The sequence below is a fragment of the Paraburkholderia sp. GAS348 genome, assembly GCF_050434205.1.
Taxonomy (GTDB): domain Bacteria; phylum Pseudomonadota; class Gammaproteobacteria; order Burkholderiales; family Burkholderiaceae; genus Paraburkholderia.
Genome location: NZ_JBNPVT010000029.1, coordinates 37,337 through 62,407 on the forward strand (window position 1 = coordinate 37,337; position 25,071 = coordinate 62,407).

At 60.5% G+C, this 25,071-nt stretch carries 26 protein-coding genes and 1 pseudogene; 21 read left to right on the plus strand and 6 right to left on the minus strand.

Annotated features, from left to right (window positions below):
* Positions 1 to 45 precede the first annotated feature (45 nt).
* The 3 genes from P3T22_RS29730 to P3T22_RS29740 all read left to right on the plus strand — a co-directional run bounded on the left by P3T22_RS29730 (position 46) and on the right by P3T22_RS29740 (position 3,417).
* Entirely contained in the window at positions 46 to 1,701 is a 1,656-nt protein-coding gene (locus P3T22_RS29730; protein ID WP_429326900.1) for a flavin-containing monooxygenase, read from the plus strand.
* Positions 1,702 to 1,855: 154 nt separating this feature from the next.
* Complete coding sequence (locus P3T22_RS29735) at positions 1,856 to 2,908, plus strand: alpha/beta fold hydrolase (RefSeq protein WP_429326901.1); 1,053 nt, start codon at positions 1,856 to 1,858, stop codon at positions 2,906 to 2,908.
* Between the two features lie 188 nt (positions 2,909 to 3,096).
* Complete coding sequence (locus P3T22_RS29740) at positions 3,097 to 3,417, plus strand: EthD family reductase (RefSeq protein ID WP_063500713.1); 321 nt, start codon at positions 3,097 to 3,099, stop codon at positions 3,415 to 3,417.
* Positions 3,418 to 3,490: 73 nt separating this feature from the next.
* Here the strand turns inward: P3T22_RS29740 and P3T22_RS29745 are convergent, their stop codons facing one another.
* Positions 3,491 to 4,129, minus strand: coding sequence for a TetR/AcrR family transcriptional regulator (locus tag P3T22_RS29745; protein ID WP_429326902.1), 639 nt, complete (start codon positions 4,127 to 4,129; stop codon positions 3,491 to 3,493).
* Between the two features lie 141 nt (positions 4,130 to 4,270).
* Here P3T22_RS29745 and P3T22_RS29750 point away from each other — a divergent pair, with 141 nt between their 5' ends.
* The 14 genes from P3T22_RS29750 (at position 4,271) to P3T22_RS29815 (ending at position 17,484) form a co-directional block, all read left to right on the plus strand.
* On the plus strand, positions 4,271 to 5,092 hold the full coding sequence (locus tag P3T22_RS29750) for an alpha/beta fold hydrolase (RefSeq protein WP_429326903.1): 822 nt from the start codon (positions 4,271 to 4,273) through the stop codon (positions 5,090 to 5,092).
* A 5-nt stretch (positions 5,093 to 5,097) separates the two neighbouring features.
* On the plus strand, positions 5,098 to 5,394 hold the full coding sequence (locus P3T22_RS29755) for an extradiol ring-cleavage dioxygenase (protein WP_063499125.1): 297 nt from the start codon (positions 5,098 to 5,100) through the stop codon (positions 5,392 to 5,394).
* 17 nt (positions 5,395 to 5,411) lie between these two features.
* On the plus strand, positions 5,412 to 6,251 hold the full coding sequence (locus tag P3T22_RS29760; RefSeq protein WP_429326904.1) for a hypothetical protein: 840 nt from the start codon (positions 5,412 to 5,414) through the stop codon (positions 6,249 to 6,251).
* 13 nt (positions 6,252 to 6,264) lie between these two features.
* Positions 6,265 to 6,606, plus strand: coding sequence for a non-heme iron oxygenase ferredoxin subunit (locus P3T22_RS29765; RefSeq protein WP_063499127.1), 342 nt, complete (start codon positions 6,265 to 6,267; stop codon positions 6,604 to 6,606).
* An 11-nt stretch (positions 6,607 to 6,617) separates the two neighbouring features.
* The gene (locus P3T22_RS29770) at positions 6,618 to 8,018 is read left to right on the plus strand and encodes a Rieske 2Fe-2S domain-containing protein (protein ID WP_429326905.1); all 1,401 of its coding nucleotides are present in this window, start codon (positions 6,618 to 6,620) and stop codon (positions 8,016 to 8,018) included.
* Entirely contained in the window at positions 8,015 to 8,566 is a 552-nt protein-coding gene (locus P3T22_RS29775; protein WP_082855320.1) for a 3-phenylpropionate/cinnamic acid dioxygenase subunit beta, read from the plus strand. The genes P3T22_RS29770 and P3T22_RS29775 overlap by 4 nt, the downstream gene beginning before the upstream one ends.
* A gap of 2 nt (positions 8,567 to 8,568) precedes the next feature.
* Complete coding sequence (hcaB, locus tag P3T22_RS29780) at positions 8,569 to 9,381, plus strand: 3-(cis-5,6-dihydroxycyclohexa-1,3-dien-1-yl)propanoate dehydrogenase (protein WP_429326906.1); 813 nt, start codon at positions 8,569 to 8,571, stop codon at positions 9,379 to 9,381.
* A gap of 23 nt (positions 9,382 to 9,404) precedes the next feature.
* On the plus strand, positions 9,405 to 10,439 hold the full coding sequence (locus tag P3T22_RS29785; RefSeq protein ID WP_429326907.1) for an NAD(P)H-dependent flavin oxidoreductase: 1,035 nt from the start codon (positions 9,405 to 9,407) through the stop codon (positions 10,437 to 10,439).
* Positions 10,436 to 11,218: a 2-keto-4-pentenoate hydratase gene (locus P3T22_RS29790; protein ID WP_429326908.1), complete on the plus strand. Its 783-nt coding sequence runs from the start codon at positions 10,436 to 10,438 to the stop codon at positions 11,216 to 11,218. Before P3T22_RS29785 ends, P3T22_RS29790 begins: the two co-directional genes overlap by 4 nt.
* Positions 11,219 to 11,325: 107 nt before the next feature.
* Positions 11,326 to 13,179, plus strand: a complete 1,854-nt coding sequence (locus P3T22_RS29795) for a feruloyl-CoA synthase (protein ID WP_429326909.1) — start codon at positions 11,326 to 11,328, stop codon at positions 13,177 to 13,179.
* Positions 13,180 to 13,203: 24 nt separating this feature from the next.
* Complete coding sequence (locus P3T22_RS29800) at positions 13,204 to 14,145, plus strand: acetaldehyde dehydrogenase (acetylating) (RefSeq protein ID WP_429326910.1); 942 nt, start codon at positions 13,204 to 13,206, stop codon at positions 14,143 to 14,145.
* A 12-nt stretch (positions 14,146 to 14,157) separates the two neighbouring features.
* Complete coding sequence (dmpG, locus tag P3T22_RS29805) at positions 14,158 to 15,198, plus strand: 4-hydroxy-2-oxovalerate aldolase (RefSeq protein WP_429326911.1); 1,041 nt, start codon at positions 14,158 to 14,160, stop codon at positions 15,196 to 15,198.
* Between the two features lie 14 nt (positions 15,199 to 15,212).
* Positions 15,213 to 16,214: an FAD-binding oxidoreductase gene (locus P3T22_RS29810; protein WP_429326912.1), complete on the plus strand. Its 1,002-nt coding sequence runs from the start codon at positions 15,213 to 15,215 to the stop codon at positions 16,212 to 16,214.
* A 136-nt stretch (positions 16,215 to 16,350) separates the two neighbouring features.
* Positions 16,351 to 17,484, plus strand: a complete 1,134-nt coding sequence (locus P3T22_RS29815; protein ID WP_429326913.1) for a porin — start codon at positions 16,351 to 16,353, stop codon at positions 17,482 to 17,484.
* Between the two features lie 185 nt (positions 17,485 to 17,669).
* On the opposite strand, the gene P3T22_RS29820 is transcribed toward P3T22_RS29815, so the two are convergent.
* Positions 17,670 to 18,062 (minus strand): tautomerase family protein, encoded by a 393-nt coding sequence (locus P3T22_RS29820; protein WP_063499136.1) that lies wholly within the window; start codon positions 18,060 to 18,062, stop codon positions 17,670 to 17,672.
* Positions 18,063 to 18,228: 166 nt separating this feature from the next.
* The gene (locus P3T22_RS29825; RefSeq protein WP_429326914.1) at positions 18,229 to 19,170 is read right to left on the minus strand and encodes a ketopantoate reductase family protein; all 942 of its coding nucleotides are present in this window, start codon (positions 19,168 to 19,170) and stop codon (positions 18,229 to 18,231) included.
* Between the two features lie 251 nt (positions 19,171 to 19,421).
* On the opposite strand from P3T22_RS29825, the gene P3T22_RS29830 reads away from it, so the two are divergent.
* Positions 19,422 to 19,847: a MarR family winged helix-turn-helix transcriptional regulator gene (locus P3T22_RS29830; RefSeq protein WP_429326915.1), complete on the plus strand. Its 426-nt coding sequence runs from the start codon at positions 19,422 to 19,424 to the stop codon at positions 19,845 to 19,847.
* Between the two features lie 89 nt (positions 19,848 to 19,936).
* The gene (locus P3T22_RS29835) at positions 19,937 to 21,121 is read left to right on the plus strand and encodes a thiolase family protein (RefSeq protein ID WP_429326916.1); all 1,185 of its coding nucleotides are present in this window, start codon (positions 19,937 to 19,939) and stop codon (positions 21,119 to 21,121) included.
* A gap of 334 nt (positions 21,122 to 21,455) precedes the next feature.
* Here the strand turns inward: P3T22_RS29835 and P3T22_RS29840 are convergent, their stop codons facing one another.
* Positions 21,456 to 21,905: a winged helix-turn-helix transcriptional regulator gene (locus P3T22_RS29840; RefSeq protein WP_429326917.1), complete on the minus strand. Its 450-nt coding sequence runs from the start codon at positions 21,903 to 21,905 to the stop codon at positions 21,456 to 21,458.
* A gap of 292 nt (positions 21,906 to 22,197) precedes the next feature.
* Between P3T22_RS29840 and P3T22_RS29845 the strand changes: the two genes are divergently transcribed.
* Positions 22,198 to 23,001 (plus strand): enoyl-CoA hydratase/isomerase family protein, encoded by an 804-nt coding sequence (locus tag P3T22_RS29845; RefSeq protein ID WP_429326918.1) that lies wholly within the window; start codon positions 22,198 to 22,200, stop codon positions 22,999 to 23,001.
* Positions 23,002 to 23,048: 47 nt separating this feature from the next.
* Positions 23,049 to 24,176 (plus strand): zinc-binding dehydrogenase, encoded by a 1,128-nt coding sequence (locus P3T22_RS29850; protein ID WP_429326919.1) that lies wholly within the window; start codon positions 23,049 to 23,051, stop codon positions 24,174 to 24,176.
* Positions 24,177 to 24,275: 99 nt separating this feature from the next.
* Here the strand turns inward: P3T22_RS29850 and P3T22_RS29855 are convergent.
* Together P3T22_RS29855 and P3T22_RS29860 are read right to left on the minus strand one after the other, a co-directional pair.
* A pseudogene (locus P3T22_RS29855) lies at positions 24,276 to 24,569 on the minus strand (LysR substrate-binding domain-containing protein); the annotation flags it as partial.
* 202 nt (positions 24,570 to 24,771) lie between these two features.
* A partial coding sequence (locus P3T22_RS29860) for a hypothetical protein (protein WP_429326920.1) occupies positions 24,772 to 25,071 on the minus strand: 300 nt, incomplete at its 5' end.

Genomic DNA, 25,071 nt, shown 5'->3' on the forward strand with positions numbered 1-25,071 from the left:
TTGCATCACGGTCGTTGCAATGACCGGAACAAGGAGACAAACACCATGAACGCTCCCACGCATTCTTCGAATCTGTCCAACCCAGACCGTGCCGATGGGGTAACCCGGCTCGACGCCGTCGTTATCGGTGCCGGTGTGGCCGGCCTCTACCAGTTGCACCGTCTGCGCGAGATGGGGCTTACCGTCCGGGCCTACGACGCCGCGTCGGGTGTCGGAGGCACCTGGTACTGGAACCGCTACCCGGGTGCCCGCTTCGACTCGCAGGTCGAGGTTTACCAATACTGGTTCTCGGAAGAACTCTACAAGTCGTGGAAGCCCAGCGAGCGTTTTCCGGCCCAGCCCGAAACCGAGCAGTGGCTCAACTTCGTGGCCGACCGGCTCGACCTGAAGAAGGATATCCAGTTCAACACGCGCATCGCATCGGCCCACTACAACGAAGACACCCAGCGCTGGACCATCACCACCGACAAGGGCGAGCAGATCGACGCGCAGTACCTCGTCGCCTGCTGCGGCATGCTGTCCGCACCACTCACGGACCGCTTTCCCGGCCAGGCCAGCTTCAAGGGGCAGATTTTCCACACCGGTCTCTGGCCCAAGGAGCCGGTAGACCTCAAGGGCAAGCGCGTGGCGGTGGTGGGCACCGGTGCGACCGGTATCCAGGTGATCCAGACGATTGCCCCAGAAGTCGGCTCGATGAAGATCTTCGTGCGCACGCCGCAGTACGTGGTTCCGATGAAGAACCCCAAGTACAGCCAGGCCGAGTGGGACCGGTGGGGTGCGCAGTTTCACGAGTTGAAGAAGCGGGTGCGCGGAACCTTTGCTGGTTTTCACTATGACTTTGAGAGCGGCCCATGGGCCGAGAAGACCCCCGAGCAGCGCCTCGCCGTGCTGGAGGAGTTCTGGGAGGAGGGCTCGCTGGCAATGTGGCTGGCCACCTTCGCCGAGATGTTCTTTGACGAGGCCGTCAGCCACGACGTGTCGGAGTTCGTGCGCGGCAAGATGCGCGAGCGGCTGCATCACGACCCCGCGTTGTGCAAGCTGCTGATCCCCACCGACTACGGCTTCGGCACGCACCGCGTTCCGCTGGAGAACAAGTACCTCGAGGTCTACCTCCAGGACAACGTCGAGGCGGTCGACTGCCGCCAGTCGCCCATCGAGTGCGTGGTGCCCGAAGGCATCAGGACGGCCGACGGCAAGGTCCACGAGGTGGACGTGATCATCCTGGCCGTGGGCTTCGACGCCGGCTCCGGCGCGTTGAGCCGCATCGATCTGCGCGGGCGTGGTGGCCGCTCGCTCAGGGAGCAGTGGCAGCAGGAGATTCGCACGGCGATGGGGCTGCAGGTTCACGGCTACCCCAACCTGTTTACCACCGGTGCACCGCTGGCGCCCTCGGCGGCGCTGTGCAACATGACTACATGCCTGCAGCAGCAGGTGGACTGGATCACCGACTGCATCGACTACGCGCGCAAGCACGGCAAGCGGGTCGTCGAAGCCACGCAGGCGTTCGAGGACCAATGGGTCGCCCACCATGACGAGACGGCCGCTGCCACGCTAGTGGTCAAGACCTACTCCTGGTACATGGGCTCCAACGTGGAGGGCAAACCACGACGCCTCCTGTCCTACATCGGCGGCGTTGGCAATTACCACCGCCAATGCGACGAACTGGCGGCCAGTGGCTACCCCGGCTTTGCGATGAGCTGATCGAACCGCACCTCTGCCTGGTCGGACTTGCAGAGCGGCGTGAAGCCGGGTGTGGCGCGCGCATGAGTGTGAATAGCTGACTTCACTCGCCCGTCACACAGACTGCATCTTGCAGGTTCGACCACCTATCCATTCGGCACTTCAAGGCATCGTCATGATCACCAACACCTATTACGGCCCGGAAGGGCACGGCCCTTACGAGCTGATCGACATCGGCACGCTTGAGCTCGAAGAGGGCGGTTCGATCCCCAACTGCCGACTTGCGGTCGCCATGCACGGCACGCTCAACGCAGCAAAGGACAACGCTATCCTTGTCCCGACCTGGTACTCAGGCACCAGCAAGATCATTGAGCAGGTCTACATCGGACCCGGCCGGGCGCTGGACCCGACGAAATACTTCATCGTCGTCGTCAACCAGATCGGCAACGGGCTGTCGACCTCGCCGCACAACACGAGCTGGGACCAAGCCGGCCCGGGTTTCCCGAAGGTGCGCATCGGCGACGACGTGCGCGCGCAGCATCAGCTGCTGACCGGGAAATTCGGCATCACGCGGCTGGCGCTGGTTGTCGGCGGTTCGATGGGGGCGCAGCAAACCTACGAGTGGGCCGTGCGCTACCCGGAGATGGTGCTTCGCGCGGCGCCTATCGCAGGAACTGCGAAGCTCACCGAGCACAACGCCCTCTTCGTTGAAACACTGGTCGAGGCAATCATCACCGATCAGGGATTCAAGGGCGGCGACTACGCTACGGCTGCCGAGGTGGCGGCCGGCTTGAAGCGGCACGCGAAGATGTGGACGGTGATGGGTTGGAGCACGGAGTTCTTCCGCGCCGGCCGCCACAGGGCTCTCGGCTTCGATTCGATGCAAGCCTTCGTCGACAACTTCATGACCGGCTACTTCGCGCCGATGGACCCGAACGACCTGCTCGCCATGGCCTGGAAGTGGCAGCATGGAGACGTGAGCCGGCACACAGGCGGTGACCTTGCAGTCGCGCTTGGCCGCATCAAGGCGAGGACCTTCGTGATGCCGATCAGCCATGACATGTTCTTCTCGCCAGCGGATTGCGAGGCCGAGCAGAAACTCATCCCAGGGAGCGAGTTCCGGCCGATTGCGAGCGTCGACGGACACTTGGCCCTTTTTGGAACCGACGCGGAATGTCTGGCGCAGATCGACCTGCACCTGAAGACCTTGCTGGCTACCTCGGCATGATCACGGAGCTGACTACCGGAGGTGACTGGTTGGCGAGGCCCGATCGCGTCTGGCGCGCGCGAGGCATGGTCTCCCGGCAGCCCGTGGCCGTTGTCGACGATGATGTATGCTGTACGACAGTTGCAAATCGTTCATGCGTTGGACCCCAACGTTTTGGGGGCACACTTTCTGCCACTTGGAGACCCATGATGATCAAGGTTAGTGTCATGTACGCGAACACGCCTGGCGCCCGCTTCGACCACCAGTACTACCGCGACAAGCATATGCCATTGCTCAAGAAGCGCATGGGCGAAGCGTGTTTGTACTACACCGTTGATAAAGGGCTTGCAGGCGGTGCACCCGGCCAACCACCAACATACATTGCCATGTGCCACTTTTTCTGCGACTCGGTTGAGTCCTTTCAGGCTGCGTTCGGGCCGCATGCGAAAGAGATCATGGATGACGTAGCCAACTACACCGACTTGGCGCCAACACTTCAGATAAGCGAAGTGGTAGTAGAGCGCGCTTGACACGAACGGCGGTTCGCCGGTCCACTCGCCCCCTGCGCCGTCCAGGTGGCGCGAGGACGGCGACGGGACATCGTCACGGCGTCTCTGCTCCATTCAGCGGAGTCAGCAGCAGTTTTTCCATAAAAGCACGCCGGTCGTCTTTCTGCTTCGCAGTGCCCTGCTGTGAAAGCAGCGATTCTGAAAGCTCGTAGCTGTAGAGCGCAAACGCTCGAGACTTCGCTTCAGTCGCGCTGAATCCGAGAGCCCGAAAGCATTGGGTGATGTAGGTCAGGCGCTTGGCGTCGACTTCATCCAGCACGCTTCTCGCGGCGTCGTCCCGGCGTGCCCACGCCCGAATTGCCAATTCTGTCGCCGCCGCTTCCTTGGCCGACGCGCCGCGAAACGGGAGTGCCAGAAGGTCGCGAATCAGTTCGCGAGCAGACAGTCCGCGGCTTTCGAAGCGGAAGATGATCTGTTCGGTCGCTGCGTCCCGCCAGGCGGTCAACATACGCCGTATCAAGTCGTCGCGGTCCTTGAAATGCCAGTAGAAGCTGCCTTTGGTGACGCCCATCTCTTTGGCGAGCACTTCCACGCGGACGGCGTCGATGCTGCGGCTCTGCAAAACCCGCTGCGCCGCGTGAATCCAATCGTCCGGGCCGAACTGCCCGCGACCGCTCTGAGTAGCTTTTGTCTCTGCCATATTGGCTCCGGAAAACACGCATTTTACCGCCATTCAATTTGCGGGCCGGTACGCACTCCGACGAATTTCCGTCGTGCGTAGTCGCCGCCTGCCGCGTTAACCCCAGGCTTCAAATCATTGACGTTATTTAACCTCGCTTCTAACATACGCATACGTATGGGTATGGAGGAAATGATGGCAAATCTGGAAGGCGTGGGTAAAGAGCTGGTTGCGGCCGAGCATCGGACGAATTACTTCGACGAGGGGCGCGGTAAGCCGCTGTTCTTGTTGCACGGTTCGGGTCCCGGCGTGTCGGGCTGGACGAACTGGAAAGGTGTCATGCCCGATCTGGCGGAAAAATTCCGCGTGGTCGTGCCGGACATTGCCGGCTTCGGCTTCACAGAGTTCAAGGAAGGCACCCAGTACGACATCAAGCTTTGGGTGCGGCATCTTGTGGGCATCATGGATGCGCTTGGTATCGAGAAGGCGTCATTCGTCGGCAATTCGTTCGGCGGCGCGCTCTCGCTGGGCCTCGCCGTTTTCGATCCGTCGCGGGTCGAGCGCATCGTGCTCCTCGGCACACCCGCAGGGGAGTTCGAACAAACGCCCGGTCTTCGCTCAGCGTGGCAATACGAGCCGTCGCTTGAAAACATGGAGCAAACCATGCGGCTGTTCCCGTTCGACCAGTCGATTATCACGCCGGAGATGGTCAAGTCGCGTTACGAGGCGAGCGCGCGCCCGGGGGCGCAGGACGCGTTGCGCAAGCTGATTCCGAAACCGAATGCCGAAGGCCCGACGATGGTCAAGGGATTCCCCGAGCACGTCGTCGCAAAGATTCAAGCGCCTACGCTGGTGCTGCATGGTCGTGAAGACCGCGTCGTCCCGCCAGCTTGCGGGCAGTTGCTCGCCCGTGCGATTCCTCGCGCCGATCTGCATCTGTTTGGACAGTGCGGTCATTGGGTGCAAACCGAGCGTCGTGCGGATTTCCTGCGCCTCGTGACAGCCTTCTGTGAATAACTGCCATGAGCCGCAACGTACTCGAGCGTGTGCTCCATCAATTGAGCGTCGATCGTGCCGCCAAACAGCGCTTTCGTGAAGACGCCGAGGGTTTTCTCCGGCGCTTCGCGCTCAGCGACGACGAGCGCCAGATGGTCCTCGACTTCAACGTCCTCGCGCTCCAGACGGCGGGCGTGAATCCAATGCTGACAATGGGCTTCTGGCAGGAGCTATCGCCCAACCGCGATATGCGTGCGTACATGGCGCGTCTTCGTCCCGTGAGCGATGGTGAGGCCGTGCACGTAGCGGCACTCAAACAATAGAGAGGGAGAAAGCCGACATGGCAAAAGTAGTAGGTGGCTTTCTCGTGCCACATGACCCGGTGATGTTCGTCGCGCCGGACGCTCCCAAGCAGGAGGTCCGTGACCGCATGTGGAAGGCATTCGACACCTGCGCGGAACGGCTCGCGGAGTTGCGGCCGACCAGCGTGGTGATCGTCGGCGCCGACCATTACATGCTCTTCGGGACGAACTGTCTGCCGAGCTTTCTCATTGGTACTGGCGACGTCGATGGACCACTGGATGCTCTCCCTGGCTTGAAGCGGGGAGTGATACCGGATAGCGCGCCCCTGGCGCAACACATCGCGGAACACGGTTTGGCGAATGGCTACGACTGGGCAGTTGCTCGAGCATTGACGGTTGACCACTCTGTGAGCATCCCGAATCAACTGATTGTTCAGCCACTTCGAGAGGCGGGCGCGCGAGTGGGAACCATTCCGGTTTATCTCGCCGCGGGTGTCGACCCATACATTCGCTTGACCCGGGCTGTTTCGCTCGGTCGCGCGATCCGGGACGCCGTTGACGCGTGGCCGGACGACGAACGGGTTGCCGTAATCGGCAGCGGTGGCATCAGCCACTGGGTCGGCACGGCGGATATGGGCCGCGTCAACGAAGCTTTCGATCGCGAGATTCTCGACTACGCGACTAGCTGTGATGTGGACGCGATCGCGCGCTTGAGTGATGAGTACATCCTCAAGAACGGCGGAAACGGCGGTATGGAAATTCGCAATTGGGCGTGCGCGATGGGTGCGCTCGCGGGGGCGCGTGGCGAGGTCATCGACTACGCACCTGTTCCAGAATGGGTCACCGGGCTCGGCTTCGTCCAGCTGCATCTGCAATAACGGAGTGTGTTTTATGAACAAGGTCTTTCTGCTCAAGCGCGAAGAACTCGCGCCTGGCGAGATGCGTAAGGTCGAAGGCAGCGGTTGTCCACTAGCCGTCTACAACCTGGAAGGTCGTTTCTATGCGACCAGCGACACTTGCACCCACGCAACCGCGTCGCTTTCGGCAGGGGAGATTGTCGACGGCGACCTGATTGCGTGCCCGGTCCACGACGGACAGTTCCATATTCCGACAGGCCAGGCCGTTGCATTTCCATGCACTGTCGACCTGCGTACGTATCGGGTCATCGAGGAAGGCGACGAAGTATTCGCCGATCTGGATGCCGAGTCGGAAGACGCGGTTTCATCGGTCTGAAGGAGGCGCAGATGTCACATGATTGCACGGGTGCTTGCCCGCGACTCAAGCGCGACGCGGCAAGCGAGCCGCTTTCCTACCTCGACCGGTTGATCGACCTCGAGAAAGGCAGCCTTTCGCGCCGAGTCTACTGGGATCACCAGATTTACGAGCAGGAACTCGAAAAGATCTTTGCCCGGAGCTGGCTCTTTCTCGCCCACGAATCGCAATTGCCGAAGGCGGGCGATTATCTAACCACGTATATGGCGGAAGACAATGTCATTGTCGTTCGCCAGAAAGATGGGTCGATCAAGGCGTTCCTGAATACCTGCCCGCACCGCGGTAACAAGCTGAATTTCACGGACGCGGGAAACGCGCGGAGTTTCGTCTGTAACTACCACGGCTGGAGTTTCGGCATTGACGGTGAATTGCGCGGCATGGCAGGTCAGGAGCTCTTCGACGCAAGTGGCATGAAGGCTAGCGAACATGGACTCCATCCTGTCGCACAGGTGGCATCGTACAAGGGACTCGTGTTCGGCAACATGGACGCGGATGCGCCGCCGCTCGACGAGTGGTTGGGTGATTTCCGCTTCTATCTCGACGTGTTGCTCGATATGGACGGGCGGGGCACGGAGTTCGTCGGCGGCTGTGTGAAGTCCGTCATCAATTGCAACTGGAAGGTGCCGGTCGAGAATTTTATCGGTGACATCTACCACGCGCTCTGGACTCACGATTCCGCTGCTCGTGCGATGCTCGGCGGCCCCGTCTCCGACGTGTACCGCGACCCCGACTCTTATCACGTGAATTTCAACGGCCACGGATGGGAGTTCAACCTTGATGTCGTCGGCAATGCGGCGACTTTGGGCGATAAGGAAATCCGCAAGTATCTGTACGGCATTCAGCCTACGGTGGCGCAGCGGTTAGGCGAGTTCCGCTCGAAGATGATCGGCTCAATTTCCTCGGTCAGCGTATTTCCGAATCTCTCGTTCCTGCCGGGCCAGAACACATTCCGTGTCTGGCACCCACGCGGTCCAGGAAAGATCGAACTGCACACGTGGACCATCGTGAATCGCAGCGCTCCGCAGGAAATCAAGGACCGCTGGATCAAGGGCACGATGATGACGTTCTCGCCGTCAGGTGTGTTTGAGATGGACGATGGAGAAAATTTCGAGTTCTCGACGCGCACCAACGCGGGTTTCGTTACCCGTCAGCAGGAACTGTACATGGGCCTCGGTCTTGGCTCGCGTCTTACGGATACGGAACTGCCGGGCAACGTCTTCCGCAACCAGGTGAACGAGGCGAACCATCGCGCTTTCTACCAGCGCTGGGCAGACCTGATGGGCGCCCGCTCGTGGGACGAAGTGCCGAAGCGCGATAAGGCTGGGTTGCCCGAGAGCGCGTTTCAACACGAGGACAGCAAGGTAAGCGCATGAACGCAAATGTCAAAGCTGAATTCGTCTCCGACGATGAGAGACTGGTCGAGCGCGAACTCGCACATCGAATCGAACAGTTTCTGTTCCGCGAGGCCCGTCTGCTCGACAGCGAGCGGTGGGAAGAATGGCTCGCGCTCATGACGCCCGACATTCACTACTGGATGCCAGCGATCGAGAATCGCAGAAGGGCAGACCGGCTGGGCTCATACGCGCCCGGACGTGGGGCGTATTTCGACGATTGCCATCTCGACCTCGAGCGCCGCGTGGCTCGTTTCATGCAGCCGTCGGCGTGGGCAGAAGATCCGCCGACGCGGCATGTCCACGTCATCAGCAATGTTGAAGCGTGTCGCGCGGAGAAGGATGGAGAGTACGTCGTTCATTCGGTGTTCGTGAATTATCGAAGCCGGGGTGAAGCGGATAACGATTTGCTGCTGGGCCGTCGCGAGGATCTTCTTCGTGAAGTCGACGGTGCACTGCGTATCGCGCGTCGAAAAGTCATCATCACGCAGTCTCTGCTGATGTCGAAAAACATCAACACATTCTTCTGACCATGGGCTGGCTAAACGATGATGTCGCGCTTGTAACGGGCGCAAATTCCGGCATCGGACTCGCAGTGGTTCGCCGCTTCCTGGCCGAAGGTGCGCAGGGCGTGGGTGTTCTGATTCGCAACGCCGCGCAGGCCGACTCCATGTACGAAGAGTTCGGCGGCAAGGTCGTGGTGACCGTCGGCGACGTGCGCTCTCCGGAGGCCAACGCCGAGGCTGTGGATGCGACCTTGCGCAAGTTCGGAAAGCTCGACACGCTGGTTGGCAATGCAGGCGTGTGGGACCACTTCGCGGCGCTGCGCAAGTTCGACGGTCCCACGCTGAAGGCAACCTTCGAAGAGGTCTTCGGCGTCAATGTGCTGGGCTATATGCTCGCCGCCCATGCTGCCGCCCCTGCGCTGCGGGAAAGCCGCGGGAGCATGATTTTCACGCTCTCGAATGCGAGCTTCTACGCGGGAGGCGGCGGTCCTGTGTACGTCGCGTCCAAGCACGCGTGCGTGGGTCTCATCAAGCAATTGGCCTATGAACTTGCGCCGGATGTTCGCGTGAATGGAGTTGCTCCGGGTGGGACCGTTACACCACTCAAGGGACCGCAATCGCTGGGGCGGGAGAATGATCGACTGTCGGATATTCCCGGTTTCGCGGATGCGGTGGCGGATGCCGTGCCGCTCGGCTTCATCGCGCAACCCGAAGACCACACCGGTCACTATGTGCTTCTAGCGTCCCGAACCAACTCGCCAGCGACGACCGCGGCGATTCTCCAAAGTGATGGTGGCTGGGAAATTCGTGGGCGCCCCGCGCGCAGGAAAGCACCGTAACGCAAACCGCTTATCGGAACATCATGCTAGAAAAGTCTACAGCTCCCCAACTTCGCGAATTGTTCGCGCAAACTCGCCTTCCGGTTATGGCGGCTCCGATGTTCCTCGTCTCGAGTCCGGAGCTCGTCATCGAGGCGTCGCGAGCGGGTATCGTTGGCACGTATGCGGCGCCGAACGCGCGCAATATTAGCGCGCTCGACGATGCACTGAGCGCGATCGCGGCCGGTGCAGCTCTCGGCGGCACTGCGCCGTGGGCACTTAACATGATCGTTCACAGCAGCTACGACCGCTTTGACGCCGAGCTCGAACTGGTGCTTCGCTATCAGCCGAAAATTGTCACCACGGCGCTTGGCAGCCCCCGTCGTGTTCTCGATCACGTTCATGGCTACGGCGGATTTGTGATGGCCGACGTGGCCACCCCGGCGATGGCTCGCAAGGCAGTCGAGGCTGGTGTGGATGGCCTCATTCTCGTGTGTTCTGGCGCCGGCGGCCACACGGGCACCTACCACCCGTTCTCCTTTGTCGACGAAGTGCGCAGGTTCTGGAGCGGCCCGCTCGGGCTCGCGGGCGCTGTCTCGACCGGCGCTCACACGCGTGCCGCGCAACAGATTGGCGCCGATTTCGGGGTTCTCGGCACCCGCTTCATCGCGGCCGAGGAAAGCATGGCGCAGCCCGCTTACCGGGACATGCTGGTGGATAGCAACATGGAGGACCTGGTCGCTTCGAAGGCAGTCTCGGGGGTGCTGGCGAACTGGCTGCGTCCCACACTCGAGCGGGCAGGGCTTGCCGCGGTGGAGGTCAGCGAAGCGAAGAAGATCGACTTCTCCGGCGACATCAGCACGGCGCCGAAGGCGTGGAAGGACGTATGGTCGGCTGGCCACGGCGTGGGTGCGGTGACGGCGGTTGAGCCGCTCTCGAAGATCGTGGATCGTCTTGCGCAAGAGTACGCGGAGTGTCTCGCTGCTGAACGTGAAGCGATCGAGCGGCTTTCACGGCAGGTCCACGGCTGGAAATCGGCAGTCGTGGCGGTGAACTGCAACGAAGGAGCGATGCAATGACCGAAGAGCGCATCGAACAGGCTGCTACAGTGCTGCGCCAGGCGAGACAGGCGCGCACAACCATTCCGCGCATTTCCGAAACGTTCGGCATTGAAGGCATTGATGCAGCGTATGCGGTCGCGGAGATCAATACACGGGCGGCTGTGGCGGCCGGCAACAGGATTATCGGTAAGAAAATCGGCTTGACCTCGAAGGCGGTCCAGCAACAACTGGGCGTTGATCAACCGGACTTCGGAGTGCTCTTCGATGACATGGAATATCTGACCGGCGCTGTGGTGCCGGCCGGTCGCCTTATTCAACCCAAGGCGGAAGCGGAGATTGCTTTTGTGTTCGGGCGCGATCTCGATGACGAGGTCATCAGTTGGGGACGCTTTCTGCAAGGTGTGGAGTACGTCTTGCCCGCAATCGAAATTGTCGACAGCGTTATCAACGACTGGAAGATAACGCTCGTCGACACGATTGCAGATAACGCATCTTGCGGCGTCTACGTGCTTGGAGACACGCCGCATCGCATTTCCGACGTTGATCTCGTCGCATGTCAGATGCGTTGCACCGTGAATGGAGACCTGGCATCCCAAGGTTCCGGTGCCGCATGCCTGGGCAATCCGCTCTATGCGGCGTGGTGGCTCGCCAAAACGCTCGCGATACGCAATCAGCCGTTACGCGCAGGCGACGTGGTGCTTTCAGGTGCGCTCGGTCCGATGGTTGCGGTATCCAGCGGCGCCCAGATCGACGTTCAGATTGATGGCCTTGGATCCGTTTCCTGCAGCCTCGGTTAGTCGTCCGATAGACGCAGTGGATGGAGGAGAGACTAAATGAAAAACAAGAATGGCGCAGTTGCTAGCGCGCCCATTCATCGGCGCGTTGATGCCGCAATGGAGACAGCATGTTGACCGGCGTTTACCAGCAATCACCGCTCGCACGCCCTGGCGCGTTGGCGATTCCACATATTATTCGCGAGGACCGGGACGATGGCAGCTTCGTGCTGCGGTCGGCTGACCTTCTCCAACCCTATCATCGCCGGGTCGGAGAATGGCTGATTGAATGGGCCCGGAAGACCCCCAGTGCCACGTTCATTGCCGAGCGTGACCTCGACAATTCACGGAATACCTGGCGCGAGGTCAGTTATGCGACTGCCTTCGACAAGGTGCGCCGACTGGGGCAGGCATTACTCAACCTCAAGGTGCCTGCGGGTACGGCTGTTGTCGCTTTGTCGGACAACAGTGTCAATCTTGCGCTGCTGTCGTTGGCAGCAATGCATGTTGGCATACCGATCGCAATCGTATCGTCAGCGTATTCACGCGCGGCCTCGGATCACACAAAGCTGCACGCCATGCTCGACCAGCTCACGCCGGCAGTGATTTACGCGGAGGACGGCGAGGTCTATGGTCGCGCAATCGAGAGCTATGTCGGTCGCTGCCATGTGGTCTACACGCGTAACGTTCGGCCGGGCGCTATCTCGTTCGCCGATCTGGAATCGGGAGCGCCGACGGATGCTGTGGAGCGGGCGTTCCTTCGAGTCACCCCTCAAACGCCCGCTCGCTTATTGCTGACATCGGGTTCGACTGGGAAGCCGAAGGTTGTCGTCACCACACACGACATGCTGTGCGCGAACCAGCAAATGATTGCGCAGTGCTGGCGCTTTGTCGACCAGGCGCAACCTGTCGTGCTCGACTGGTTACCGTGGAGTCACACGTTTGGCGCCAACCACAATTTCAACCTGATTCTGCGGAACGGCGGTTCGCTTTATATCGACGATGGCCGACCAGTGCCGGGGATGATCGAGCGCACTGTGCAGAACCTGAAGGACGTTCGCCCGACCTTGTTCTTCAACGTGCCGCGAGGATTCGACGCGCTGTTACCTTTGCTGGAGAGAGACCCCGAGGCTACCTCGGCGCTCTTCGAGCGGCTCGACATGCTTTTTTTCGCTGCTGCTGCGCTTCCGCAGAAGACAGCGGACCGGGTTCGCGCCCTCTCTTTGGCCGTGCGAGACGACCCAGTGTTCCTGACGACCGAGTGGGGTGCGACCGAGACCTCGCCGGTCATTACGAGCGCGCACTTCTCGACTGTGGATTCGCGCAACATCGGCGTTCCCGTTCCGGGTGTCGAGCTCAAGTTCGTGCCGTGTCAGGACAAGCTTGAGATGCGGGTTCGCGGACCATCTGTGTTTTCCACTTACAGGGACGATCCTGAGCGTACTGACGCCGCATTCGACGAGGAACGGTTTTACTGCATTGGCGACGCCGGCCGTCTTGCCGATCCGGACGACCCCAACCTCGGCGTGATTTTTGACGGCCGCGTCGCGGAAGATTTCAAGCTGACCACCGGCACATGGGTTTCCGTCGGCACACTTCGCGTTCGCGTCGTTTCAGCACTGAATCCGTACGTTATGGACGCTGTAGTGACCGGACACGACCGCGACGAAGTTGGCTTGCTGCTTTTTCCATCCGGGGCTCTGCGTGCACTGGCATGCGACCACGCCTCGAAAATGAACGGCGAAGAACTCGCGGCGTGCGAAGAGGTGCGACACCTTCTTACCCAGGCATTGTGTGATTTCGGTGCGGGCCTTGGGTCATCACAGAGACCTATGCGTGCAGTGCTGCTCTCCACACCGCCGTCTCTCGAGCTGGGTGAAATCACCGATAAAGGCTACGTCAACCAGCGTGCAGTGCTAACACTGCGAGCAGCGGAAGTCGAACGCCTTTACTCCAATCATCATGCTGTTATCCGCGTGCGCTAGTGCAATCCGGACCAGGAGAGTTATATGAAACTTAAAGCAGCCATCATTGGCTCGGGCAACATCGGCACCGACTTGATGATCAAGATCATGCGCCATAGTCAGCATATAGAAATGGCCGCGATGGTTGGCATCGACCCCAACTCGGATGGCCTCGCGCGGGCCGCTCGCCTGGGCATAGCAACGACGCACGATGGTGTCGAAGGCCTGACACGTCTGCCTGTCTTCGACGACATCGATTTCGTGTTTGATGCGACCTCCGCGGGCGCACACGTCAAAAACGATGCACTCCTGCGCGGATTGAAACCGTCGATTCGCGTGATTGACCTCACGCCGGCCGCAATCGGCCCATATTGCGTACCGGTAGTCAACCTCGACACGCACATCGACGCGCCTAACGTCAACATGGTGACGTGCGGCGGCCAGGCGACGATTCCTGTCGTAGCGGCCGTATCGCGCATCGTAAAGGTGCACTACGCGGAAATCGTCGCGTCCATCAGCAGTAAATCGGCGGGGCCTGGCACGCGCGCGAACATCGACGAATTCACCGAGACCACCTCCAAAGCAATCGAGGCGGTTGGCGGGGCGGCGAAGGGTAAGGCAATCATCGTGCTCAACCCGGCCGAGCCTCCGATGATGATGCGCGACACGGTCTACACCCTGTCCGACTTTGCGGATAGAGAAAAGGTCGAGCAATCAATCGAAGAAACGGTCGCGAAGGTGCATGCCTACGTACCAGGCTATCGACTCAAGCAGAAGGTGCAGTTCGACGAGATTCCCGTCAATGCACCGCTCAACATTCCGGGCCTTGGCAGATTCGCGGGCCTGAAGACTTCGGTGTTCCTCGAAGTGGAAGGCGCCGCGCATTATCTGCCCGCGTACGCAGGCAATCTCGACATCATGACTTCAGCCGCACTCGCGACCGCCGAGAGGATGGCGCAGACGCTTCTGAGCGTACAAGGCGTTTAAGGAGCAACGACCATGAACAAGAAACTTTATATCTCGGATGTGACGCTGCGCGACGGTAGCCACGCGATTCGCCATCAGTATTCGATCCAGAATGTGCAGGATATTGCGCAAGCGTTGGATAAGGCGAAAGTCGACAGCATCGAAGTCGCGCACGGCGATGGCCTTCAAGGGTCAAGTTTCAACTACGGCTTTGGCGCGTTCAGCGACCTGGAGTGGATCGAGGCTGTCGCGGACGTAGTCAAACATTCGAAGATCGCGACGCTGTTGCTACCCGGTATCGGCACGATTCACGACCTGAAGGCAGCCTATCAGGCAGGCGCTCGCATCGTTCGCGTCGCAACGCATTGCACTGAAGCCGACATCTCGAAGCAGCACATCGAATACGCGCGCGAACTAGGCATGGATACAGTCGGCTTTCTGATGATGAGCCATATGACCACGCCGGAAAATCTCGCAGTCGAAGCAAAGAAAATGGAAAGCTACGGCGCGACCTGCATTTACGTGGTCGATTCCGGTGGGGCATTGACGATGAACGACGTACGCGATCGATTCCGTGCCGTAAAACAGGTTCTCAAACCCGAGACTCAGACCGGCATGCATGCGCACCACAACCTTTCGCTGGGCGTTGCCAATTCCATCGTAGCGGTGGAAGAAGGCTGTGACCGAATAGATGCCTCGCTCGCGGGCATGGGCGCTGGCGCCGGCAACGCGCCGCTCGAGGTGTTCATCGCCGCGGCAGAGCGTATGGGTTGGAATCACGGAACTGACCTCTACACGCTGATGGACGCTGCCGACGATATTGTTCGCCCATTGCAGGACCGTCCGGTCCGCGTTGACCGGGAAACACTTGCTCTCGGCTACGCTGGCGTCTATTCGAGCTTCCTGCGTCACTCGGAAGTGGCGGCGAAGAAGTACGGCCTTAAGACCGTGGACATCCTCGTTGAACTCGGCAGACGGCGGATGGTTGGCGGGCAGGAAGACATGATCGTTGACGTGGCTCTCGATTTGACGGCTGAGCGTCAAGCACTAGTGGCAGCAAAGGCGGCTTTGTAATTCGGGAAGAGATGATGACGACGTTTGTAGTGAAATTTGAACCGTCGAATGTGGCGTTGCCGTCGGAGAGTGACTCGACCGTGCTCGATACTGCATTAGCTGCCGGATTCTTCCCGAAGCACAGTTGCCGTCGCGGCGAGTGCCGCGCGTGCGAGACCCGAGTCGTTTCAGGTGACGTCCGATATGCCGCGGGTGTAACTCCGGACGGTTTGAAGCCCGGCCATTGCCTGACCTGTCTGGCGATACCCACATCAGACGTCGTCCTCGATGCTCCCGAGGTCGCAAGCGTCCCAGGCCGCCGCATTGTCAAGATGGGCGCCCGCGTGACATCGGTCGATCGCGTTAGCGGGGATGTGGCGGTCGTCCGTGTTCAGACTCCGGCGGGCAGTGATTTTAAGTTCAACCCTGGCCAATATGTCGACGTCGTGTTGCGAGACGGGGCGCGCCGTAGCTATTCGATGGCCAATGTGCCAGCGGATGACGGTCGGGTCGAGTGGCACATTCGCGCCATGCCTGCTGGTCGCTTCTCGCAGCATGTCTACCAGAATCTCAAGGCACGCGATCTTTTGCGTATCGAAGGACCCTTCGGATCGTTCACGTTGCGTGACTCGGAGGCGCCGTTGATTTTCCTTGCCTCGGGTACCGGATACGCGCCTATTGCTTCGATGATGCGCGCTCATGGCGGCATTCTCGCGAAACGTGGGGCGACATTTTACTGGGGTGGCCGCCGCGAGGAGGACCTGTATGCCATGGAGGAGGCGATGGCGTGGGCGAACTCTGCAGCGAACCTCAAGTTCGTGCCTGTGCTTTCGGATCCTGATGACCAGTGGCGGGGGCGGACCGGCTTCATACATGAAGCCGTCCAGAAGGATCATCCGGACTTGTCGGGATTCGAGGTGTATGCGTGTGGCAACCCGTTGATGATTGACGCTGCTCGCCACGTATTTCGTACCGAATGTGGTTTGGTGGAGAACAATTTCTTTAACGACTCGTTCGTGACAGCTGTGAATCGGTAGGCAAATCGGTGCCGCAATTTACGAAGCCGAATAATATTTTTATAAACTAGGAATACTAACTATATAGATAAATATAACCACAGCACGATCGGTAGAAAAATATAAATTGATTAAAAAAATGGATTTGGAGGCAACGATGAAAGCGAAGTATCTCCTCGGCGGTGCGCTTTGCGCAGTCAGTGCAGCTTCATTTGCGCAGAGTAGTGTCACCCTTTACGGCATCGTCGATACCGGCGTTGAATACGTCTCGCACGCGAATGCGGCTGGCGATGGTATTGTTCGCATGCCATCGATCACCGGCGAAATTCCGTCACGCTGGGGTATCCGCGGCACAGAAGATCTTGGTGGAGGCTACAAGGCGCTCTTCGTTCTGGAGAACGGATTCAACGTCGGGACCGGCTCGATGGGACAGGGCGGTCGACTGTTCGGCCGTCAGAGCTGGGTGGGCATTGATGGCCCATACGGAACACTGTCATTTGGCCGACAGTACACGATGACTTACCTGGCGGTTCTCGACGCCGACGTTATCGGGCCGAACATCTACGGCATGGGCTCGTTGGACTCATACATCCCGAATGCGCGAAGCGACAACTCGATTGCATACCGCGGCAAGTTCGGTGGCCTCACCGTGGGCGCGTCGTATTCATTTGGTCGCGATTCGACTGGAACTGGCAATTCGCCGGGACAGGGTACTTGCGCTGGTCAGGTGCCGGGTGAGATGACGGAATGCCGCTCGTGGTCTGCGATGCTGAAGTACGACGGCCCCTGGTACGGCGGTGCAGCGTCGTATGAGGAGCAGCGCGGTGGTACGGGCGCTGCCGCGAACTTCTTCGATGGCGTCAAACCGCTGCCGCTCACCTCTAACGGTGATAAGGACGACCGCGCGCAAGTTAACAGCTATGTGCGTCTCTACGGCGTGAAGTTGGCCGGCGGCTGGATTGGACGTTGGGTTAATACGGATTCGTCGGCTGGCCCGAATGTTCACTCAAATCTCTTTTACGTTAGTGCCAGCTACCAGATTGTTCCGGATTTCGCGCTTGACGGCGGAGCGTACCGCGTAATCGTAAGCGGTCAGGACGCACGCGCGACGCTTGGCGTTCTGCGCGGGACTTACTTCCTTTCAAAGCAAACGGCGGTTTATCTGCAGGGCGCGTATCTCGCCAACAGCAGCCACGCGAGGTACTCCGCGAGCTCGGGCGGCGGAGGCACCACGCCGGCGCCGGGTCAAGGTCAGGTTGGTGTGATGGCGGGCATCCGTCACATGTTCTGAGTTCGCAGTCGATTTAAGGCCTCGCCAGACTTTGGAGAGCGTGCAAAATCTGGCGAGGCACCCAAGGCGGGCCGCTCGAGCATCTGGGCGCTGCACCGGCATCGTGTGGGGTACGGCTGCAGCGCGACTCGATCGGTTCCTCAGCCGCAACGGTGTGGCAGACTGATTACTCTCGCGCCGAGTCGTTATTCGCCAGGAGCGTATTGCATCTCCCCGTTTCCAAACGACCAGTTTTCGCGAGGAACGTCGATCAGGCTAATCCATACATCCTCCTTGCGAATGCCGGTTTTTTCGCTGATTCCGTCGGCGACCGCTTTGTAAAACGCCTTCTTGACTTCAACACTGCGCCCGGCGTTCCAGGTCACCTGGATGAACGTGATGTCGGGGGTGTAGCGGATTCCGAGGTAGCCGTTCTCCGGGTAGACCAACTCATCATTCGAGTGCCGGCTGATGATCTGAAATCTGTCGTCAAGCGGCACGTTGGCAACCGCGATCATCGCGTCGTAGACGACGTCGCTGATGGCTTGAACATTTTCCGCTGGGGTGTTGCTGGATGTGTTGATTCGGACGAGTGGCATAGGGGCCTCCTGGGTAGCAATGGTGTCCGGCGAATGACTCGACGAGTGTCTATGACGCGCTCGTGCACGTCTCGCCGGCGATAACGTGGTGTGACTCGCGTCCGGGCGGCGGACGCGTGCGAATCGAAGCCGCCAACGCGCTTGGGTTCGTTTGATGCATCGTACGTCAGCGTGAGGCTGTCCGCCCGGACGCTTTGCGCGCCATATAAACCTGCAAATTGGCATACGCGGCGGATGTGAGCACGGCCGGGATGTCGAGCGCGTGTGCGCGGGCGGCCATGTCGCCAACAATGGCGTCGGCCTCGAGCTTGTGCAAGCCGGCCTCGATGTCGCGCATCATTGACGGAGCCCAGCGTGATTCGCGATCCAGCAGACGTCCCCTGATCTGGTCGATGACCTCGCGGCTCAGCTCAAAGCCCGACCGCCTGGCGACCTCGGTGCATTCGTGAATCGCCTGCGACATCAGGGCGGCGCCTTCTCTCGTGGCCATGATTTCGCCCACTGTGCCGCGAATCAGGCAGCACATGAGCGCGGAAGCGCTGATCATTGCCCACTTGTCCCAGAGTGCCTGGTCGACATTCGGGCTGATGGAGCGGCGGCCGGGCGATTGACTTAAGACGCCATGGAACCGTTGCACGAGATCCTGCATTCCCGGGCTGCGGGCGCCGACAATAACTGTATCGGTATCGCCTAGATGCTCGATGGCGCCGTCGTCCGACATCATGGTCGCGATGTAGGCAACGCCGCCGATGATCTTGTCTCGGCCGAACTGGCGGTCCAGCAGATCGTACGCACTGCGGCCATTCAGGAACGGCAGCACGGCTGCGCCCGCGTGGACCGTCGGCGCAATCGCTTCAATGGCCTGTTCGAGATCGTACGTCTTGCACGAGAGGACGACGAGGTCATACTTGCCCGGAATGTTGCTGCTGTCGACGAGAGACACGTCCGACTGAAAGTCGCCAAGCACGCTTTTGACGCGCAATCCAGATGCTTCAATGCTTCGCTTGCGCTTCGGACGGACAGCAAATGTGACATCGGCGCCGGCTTGGATGAGACGCGCCCCGTAGTACGCGCCGATCGCACCTGCACCCAGTACCAGTATCTTCATTAATCAGACCTCAGTGGAAACGACGCTGCGCGAAGTGCTCTGTCGAGCAAGGTACAAGGTATACCTCAGCAATAGAATTTCGTGGCGTGTGCCAGTATATAGCTTCGGCCGCGACGGCAAGCATGATGCGACGACATCCATGCCACCGGAAGGGGCATCGAAAATGATGCGCCTGGACATATATGTGTGGCGCGTACCACCCGTAAAAATCCTCTTGTATGTGTCCGTACACACCATATAAAGTTTGCAGCATGGATAAAAACGTCTCTCATTCCGAGTGCAACTGCTTTGCGCTGCGGCAGGCGGCACGCTATGTCACGCAGGTGTATGACCGCCACCTGAGCCAGGCCGGGGTCACGCCAGCTCAATTCACGATCATGGCGCACCTGGCCCGACGCCCCCGCATGACCATGGTTGAGCTGACCGAGGCCATAGTGATGGAGCGTACGTCGCTTCTCAGAGCGCTTAAACCTTTGCAGCGAGATGGGCTGGTCGACACTGAAGCGTCTGCGCATGATGCGCGCGCGCATGTGTTCAGGTTGACAAGGAGTGGAACCAGGACGCTCTCGCGAGCACGCCCGGCATGGTTGGCTGCTCAAGCGGAGTTCGAATCGAAGTTCGGAAGCGATCGGGCCAAAGCGTTGCGAGCGGAATTGTTCGACATGACAACGGCATGACCGGAATTTAGAACCCTGCGTATCAAGAGTTCAGCGAGTCGATGCGGCGAATTGTTGAACGGATTTCGTTTTCTGTTAAAGGAGCAATCATGGAAGCACGTGAAGTTGTCATCTGCAATCCGGTTCGTACGCCAATCGGCGCATTCGGCGGGTCGCTGAAAGATGTGCCGGCGGTGGACCTTGGCGCTGTCGCGGTGCGCGAGACGCTGCGCCGTAGCGGCGCGGACGCGTCGAAGATCAACTCGGTCGTGATGGGCAACGTGATTCAGGCCGGAAACAAGATGAACCCCGCTCGCCAGGCTGCGATCGGCGCCGGTCTGCCGGTCGAGGTCCCCGCGCTGACTGTCAATCGCGTGTGCGGTTCGGGCGCGCAGGCGATCGTGAATGCGGCGCAGGAGATCTGGCTCGGATTTGCCGACGCATCGATTGCCGGCGGGATGGAAAGCATGGAGCGCGCGCCTTACTTGCTGCCGAACGCTCGTTGGGGTCAGCGGATGGGGCATGCGCAAGTGTATGACAGCATGTTGCGCGATGGCCTCGTGGATGCGTTCTCCGACGAACATTCGGGTTGGCATACCGAAGATCTCGTCGCCGAGATGCGCATGACGCGCGAACAGCAGGACAGCTGGGCGGCGCGATCGCAGCAGCGTTTCACGGCGGCTCAGGCTAGAGGCCTGTTCGACGGGGAACTGGTCGGTGTCGAGATCAAAGGCAAGAAGGGCGCTACGGTTTTCTCGCAAGACGAGCAGCCGCGGCCGGACAGCACTGTCGAAACGCTCGCGAAGCTTCGGCCGGCGTTCCGCCCGGATGGCACGATTACAGCCGGGAATGCGCCGGGACTTAACAGCGGCGCAGCCGCGATGCTGGTCGCGTCGCGCGAGTTCGCCGATGCGCACGGCATCGCGCCGGCCGCCCGTCTGGTCGCTTACGGCGTGGCGGCAGTGAAACCCGGAATGTTCGGTCTGGGGCCGGTCCCGGCTGTCGAGATCGCACTGCAGCGTGCCGGGTGGAAGCTGTCCGACGTCGATCGCGTGGAAATCAACGAAGCGTTCGCGGCCGTCCCACTTGCGGTCATCCAGACGCTCGGACTCGCGGCGGATATCGTCAACGTCGAAGGCGGAGCGATTGCGCACGGCCACGCGATCGGCGCAACGGGCGCCGTGCTGACCACACGTCTCATCCACTCGATGCGTCGCGATAACCTGAAGCGCGGCATCGTCACCTTGTGTATCGGCGGTGGCCAGGGCATCGCGCTCGCGATCGAGACGATCTGAACGCCAGTTGATGGCGGGAGCCGACGCGATTCGTAGCGTCTTCGGGCGGCCAGCGTGGCCGCCCGCCGCACAACTGATAGCGGCCGCCGGGAAGCGGTGACACTGATAAAGCGATTTCGTTTTCTTCATCGCGTCTTCTTACGCGATGGCTCCGGCAATGTGGCAAAGCCGTCAGAACAACTGAAGAACGAAGTGCAAACTGGCGTTGTGATCATGCCCGGGTCCGGCTGACCTGGGGACACTCGGCGCCGCGCGAGCTAGGTCTTTTTTAGAGCGCGATGCATGAACCCGGCGCATGCCAGGTGCGCGCGGTTCGGGACTGAGTACCGCCGCGCTATTTCTGCTGCGTCGGGCGCAGCCGGATATCCTTGCGCGGGACGGCACGCCCGCTGGTCGACCGGATCTTCAGATCCTCGAGGCGCGAGCCGTCGGTGATATCGACCATGTCGTTGGGATGAGGGGCGGGCGCGAACAGCCAGCGATCCCCCCATTGTCTGAGCGCGACGATGGTTGTCAGCAGGTCTTCGCCCATCGGCGTCAGGACATATTCGAGCCGCCGGCCGTTGCTGCTCACTGGCCGGCGCTCGAACACGCCTCCCGCCACTAGCGTCTTGAGGCGGGCGGTTAGCAGGTTGCGCGACATGCCCAGCCGTTTCTGGAAGTCGTCGAAGCGAGTCACGCCGACGAACGCCTCACGAATGATCATCAGACTACCCCATTCGCCGATGATGTTGACCGATCTCGCCATCGGGCAGTCCGGGTCGCCGCGGTTCTTGCGTTCCATTCCGAATTCTCATGCTGACCGAATTTCCAACCAAATATCTTAACGGCCGAATTCCCGACCGTCCAGCGCGATCGGGCGGTATCGGACGCCTTCGCAAGAAAGCGCTTGCGGAGGCGCGTAAAGTCAATTAGTCTCATTATTGAACCGATTGTCTCGACGGACGTCAATGGCTGCCAAGGGGCGCGGGTTCGGATCGGGCGCGAAAGCATGAGGCGGAGTCCCCGATATGTCTCTCGGCGCAACGCTGGATTGAAGGACGGGTTACGGGCGACACTCGAAATAGGAGAACAACATGAGCAGTGTGCAAAACAGGCTTGTCATAGACAAGAAGACACCGGGTCACTGGCGCGTGAGCTTCGATCATCCGCCGATCAACACGATCGACGATCAGATGTACGACGAACTTTTCGACCTGGTCGAAGCGATGGAGGCTGAGCCAACGCTCAAGGTGGTGACCTTCGAGAGCGCCAATCCCGACTATTTCATCGCGCACTATGGCGTCGGGGAGGCGACCAGCCGCTTCGGCAAGCCGCGCTGGATCGACGCCGCGGTCCGGCTCGCACAGAGCAACGTCATCAGCATCGCGATCGTCCGCGGCCGCGCGCGTGGGGGCGGCGCCGAGTTCGCGCTTGCCTGCGACATGCGGTTTGCCAGTCGTGAAAGGGCTATCTTCGGTCAGCCGGAGGTCGGTTTCGGCCTCATCCCGGGCGGCGGCGCGCTCGAGCGCCTGCCGCTGGCCGTCGGACGCGCTCGAGCGCTAGAGATCGTACTGGGTTCCGACGATTTCGACGCGGCGACGGCCGAGCTCTATGGCTGGGTTAATCGTGCGCTCCCGGATGCGGAACTTGACGGCTTCGTCGCCAATTTCGTGCGGCGCATCCTGTCGTTCGATTCCCAGGCCCTGAGCACCGCCAAGTCGATCCTCAACAAGACTGGCCTGCCTGATCCGGTGCAGCTCCAGTCGACCGAGGTGGCGTTCGGCGGGACCCTGCAATGGCCGTCGGCAATCGCACGGATGATCAAGTCGCGCGAGCGCGGACTGAACACTGCCAGCGATTTCGAACTCAATGTCGGGCGCAGCGTCGGCGAGTTGTGAGCTGCGGATGGGTCGAGCTTGGTGAAAACGGTTAGGAGACAGAGAAAATGATGAGTACGACCACGCTGGAATTGCGGTCGCTGATAACGTCGGATGGTGAAGTGCGGCTCTCGCTGGAGGACGTATTGGTCCCCGCGCCGGGACCCGATGAGGTGGTGATGCGGGTGGACGCCGCGCCGATCAACCCGTCGGACCTCGGGACGCTGCTCGGTCCTGCCGACCTGTCGACGCTCAGCGCCAGGACGTCGGAGGGACGGCCCGTCACGACGGCCAAGGTCCTGCCGCGGCTCGCCATGCTCGCCGCCGGGCGCGAGGGCAAGTCGCTGGCGATGGGCAACGAGGGCGCTGGCGTGGTGGTCGATGCCGGCGAGAACGCGAAGCACCTGATCGGCAAGGTCGTTGGCGCCCTCGACGGAGCGATGTTCACGCGCTATCGCAAGGTGCGCGCGCGCGACGCGCTCGTGTTCCCGGAAGGCGTCACGCCGAAGCAGGCGGCGGCCGCGTTCGTCAATCCGCTGGCTGCGCTGGGTATGCTTTCGACCATGCGGCTTGAGGGGCACAAGGCGCTCGTTCACACTGCGGCCGCTTCGAATCTCGGCCAGATGCTCAACAAGGTCTGCATCGCCGACGGCGTCGACCTGGTGAACATCGTGCGCAGCGACGAGCAGGTGAAAATCCTCAAGGGGATCGGAGCGAAATACATCGTGGATTCGACCGCGCCCGAATTCCGCGAACAGTTATTCGCGGCGATAAGCGCGACCGGCGCCACGCTGGCGTTCGATGCAGTCGGCGGTGGCCCGCTCGCCGGACAAATCCTTGCCGCGATGGAGGCCGTTCAGGTCGGCAAGACGCCGCTCGATGGCCCCTATGGCTCGCCGGTCCACAAGCAGGTCTACATTTACGGCCGGCTTGATCTCTCGCCGACCACGACCCCGCCCGGTGTTGGCATGGCCTGGGGAATCGGTGGCTGGCTCCTGTCTTATCATCTGCGGCGGATCGGGTACGAGGAAGACCAGAAGCTGCGTCAGCGCGTCGCGAACGAGATCACGACGACCTTCGCCAGCCACTATACCCGTGAAGTCACGATGGCCGAGGCGCTCGATCCCGAGGTTATCCGCGGCTTCCAGCGCAAGGCGACCGGCGAGAAATATCTGCTTCTGCCGTCGAAGGATTGAGGGCGCGGCGGACTCGCAGGATCCTCCTGTATGGGACCGCCGGCGCCCGATCGGGAGGGAGAGATCGGGCGGCGCATCACTGGCCGCACGTGGGGCCTGAAGGTAGGCTGGACGTGCGGCAGTTATCGTGGTGAGGGCGCCCAGCCGTCGCGCGACCAGGCTGGAGTCCGCCAACTGGCCCACACGGAGCGCGCAGTCAACTCCCTCCTGAATCAGGTACACAGGACAGTACCCAAAGCCAAGCATAAGTTCGACGTCAGGGTACCGTTCGCGGAACTCCTCTATGCGCGGCATCACGACCACTCGCCCGGGTGAGCTCGGCATGTCAACTCTGAGTTTGCCTCGAGGACCGTTGGCTGTATTGGCCGGGTGGTGGCATCGTTCACGCCGCACCCCTCAACGGGGACAACCGTTTACCCAGCAAAGACAACCTGCTTCTGCAGATTTGTGCCCCTTCGATCGGTTAAGCCTATCCCGTTTGTGGGATCGCAAGATTCTTGGGTCAATCGTGCTTTGCGACGTCATAGCGAACCCGTAGCCCGCGTTCATGACATGTGGTGGGAAAACTGCGCGCCATGAGCTGGCCGGCGTCCTGTCACAAATGATTGCCCCTTACCCGTCGCGATGAAGAACTCCAACCTTCGCTCGCGATGGCTAGCGAAAGTGCCGATCGCATTTCGCCATAGTTCAGATATTTGTCGAATGGGCCACCCAGCGATTCGAGCAATCCATCAAGCCAGACGGATACAACGAACTTGCCTGGCGTGCGCCGGATAGTTTGCGCTTTGCCGCCCGGTTTGTTCAGCTGCCGCGAATTGTGTTCTAGATTATAACCATTTATCTGTTTCACATCTTCGACCACAATCCGTCCTGTCGAAACATCCGTGAAGGCCCC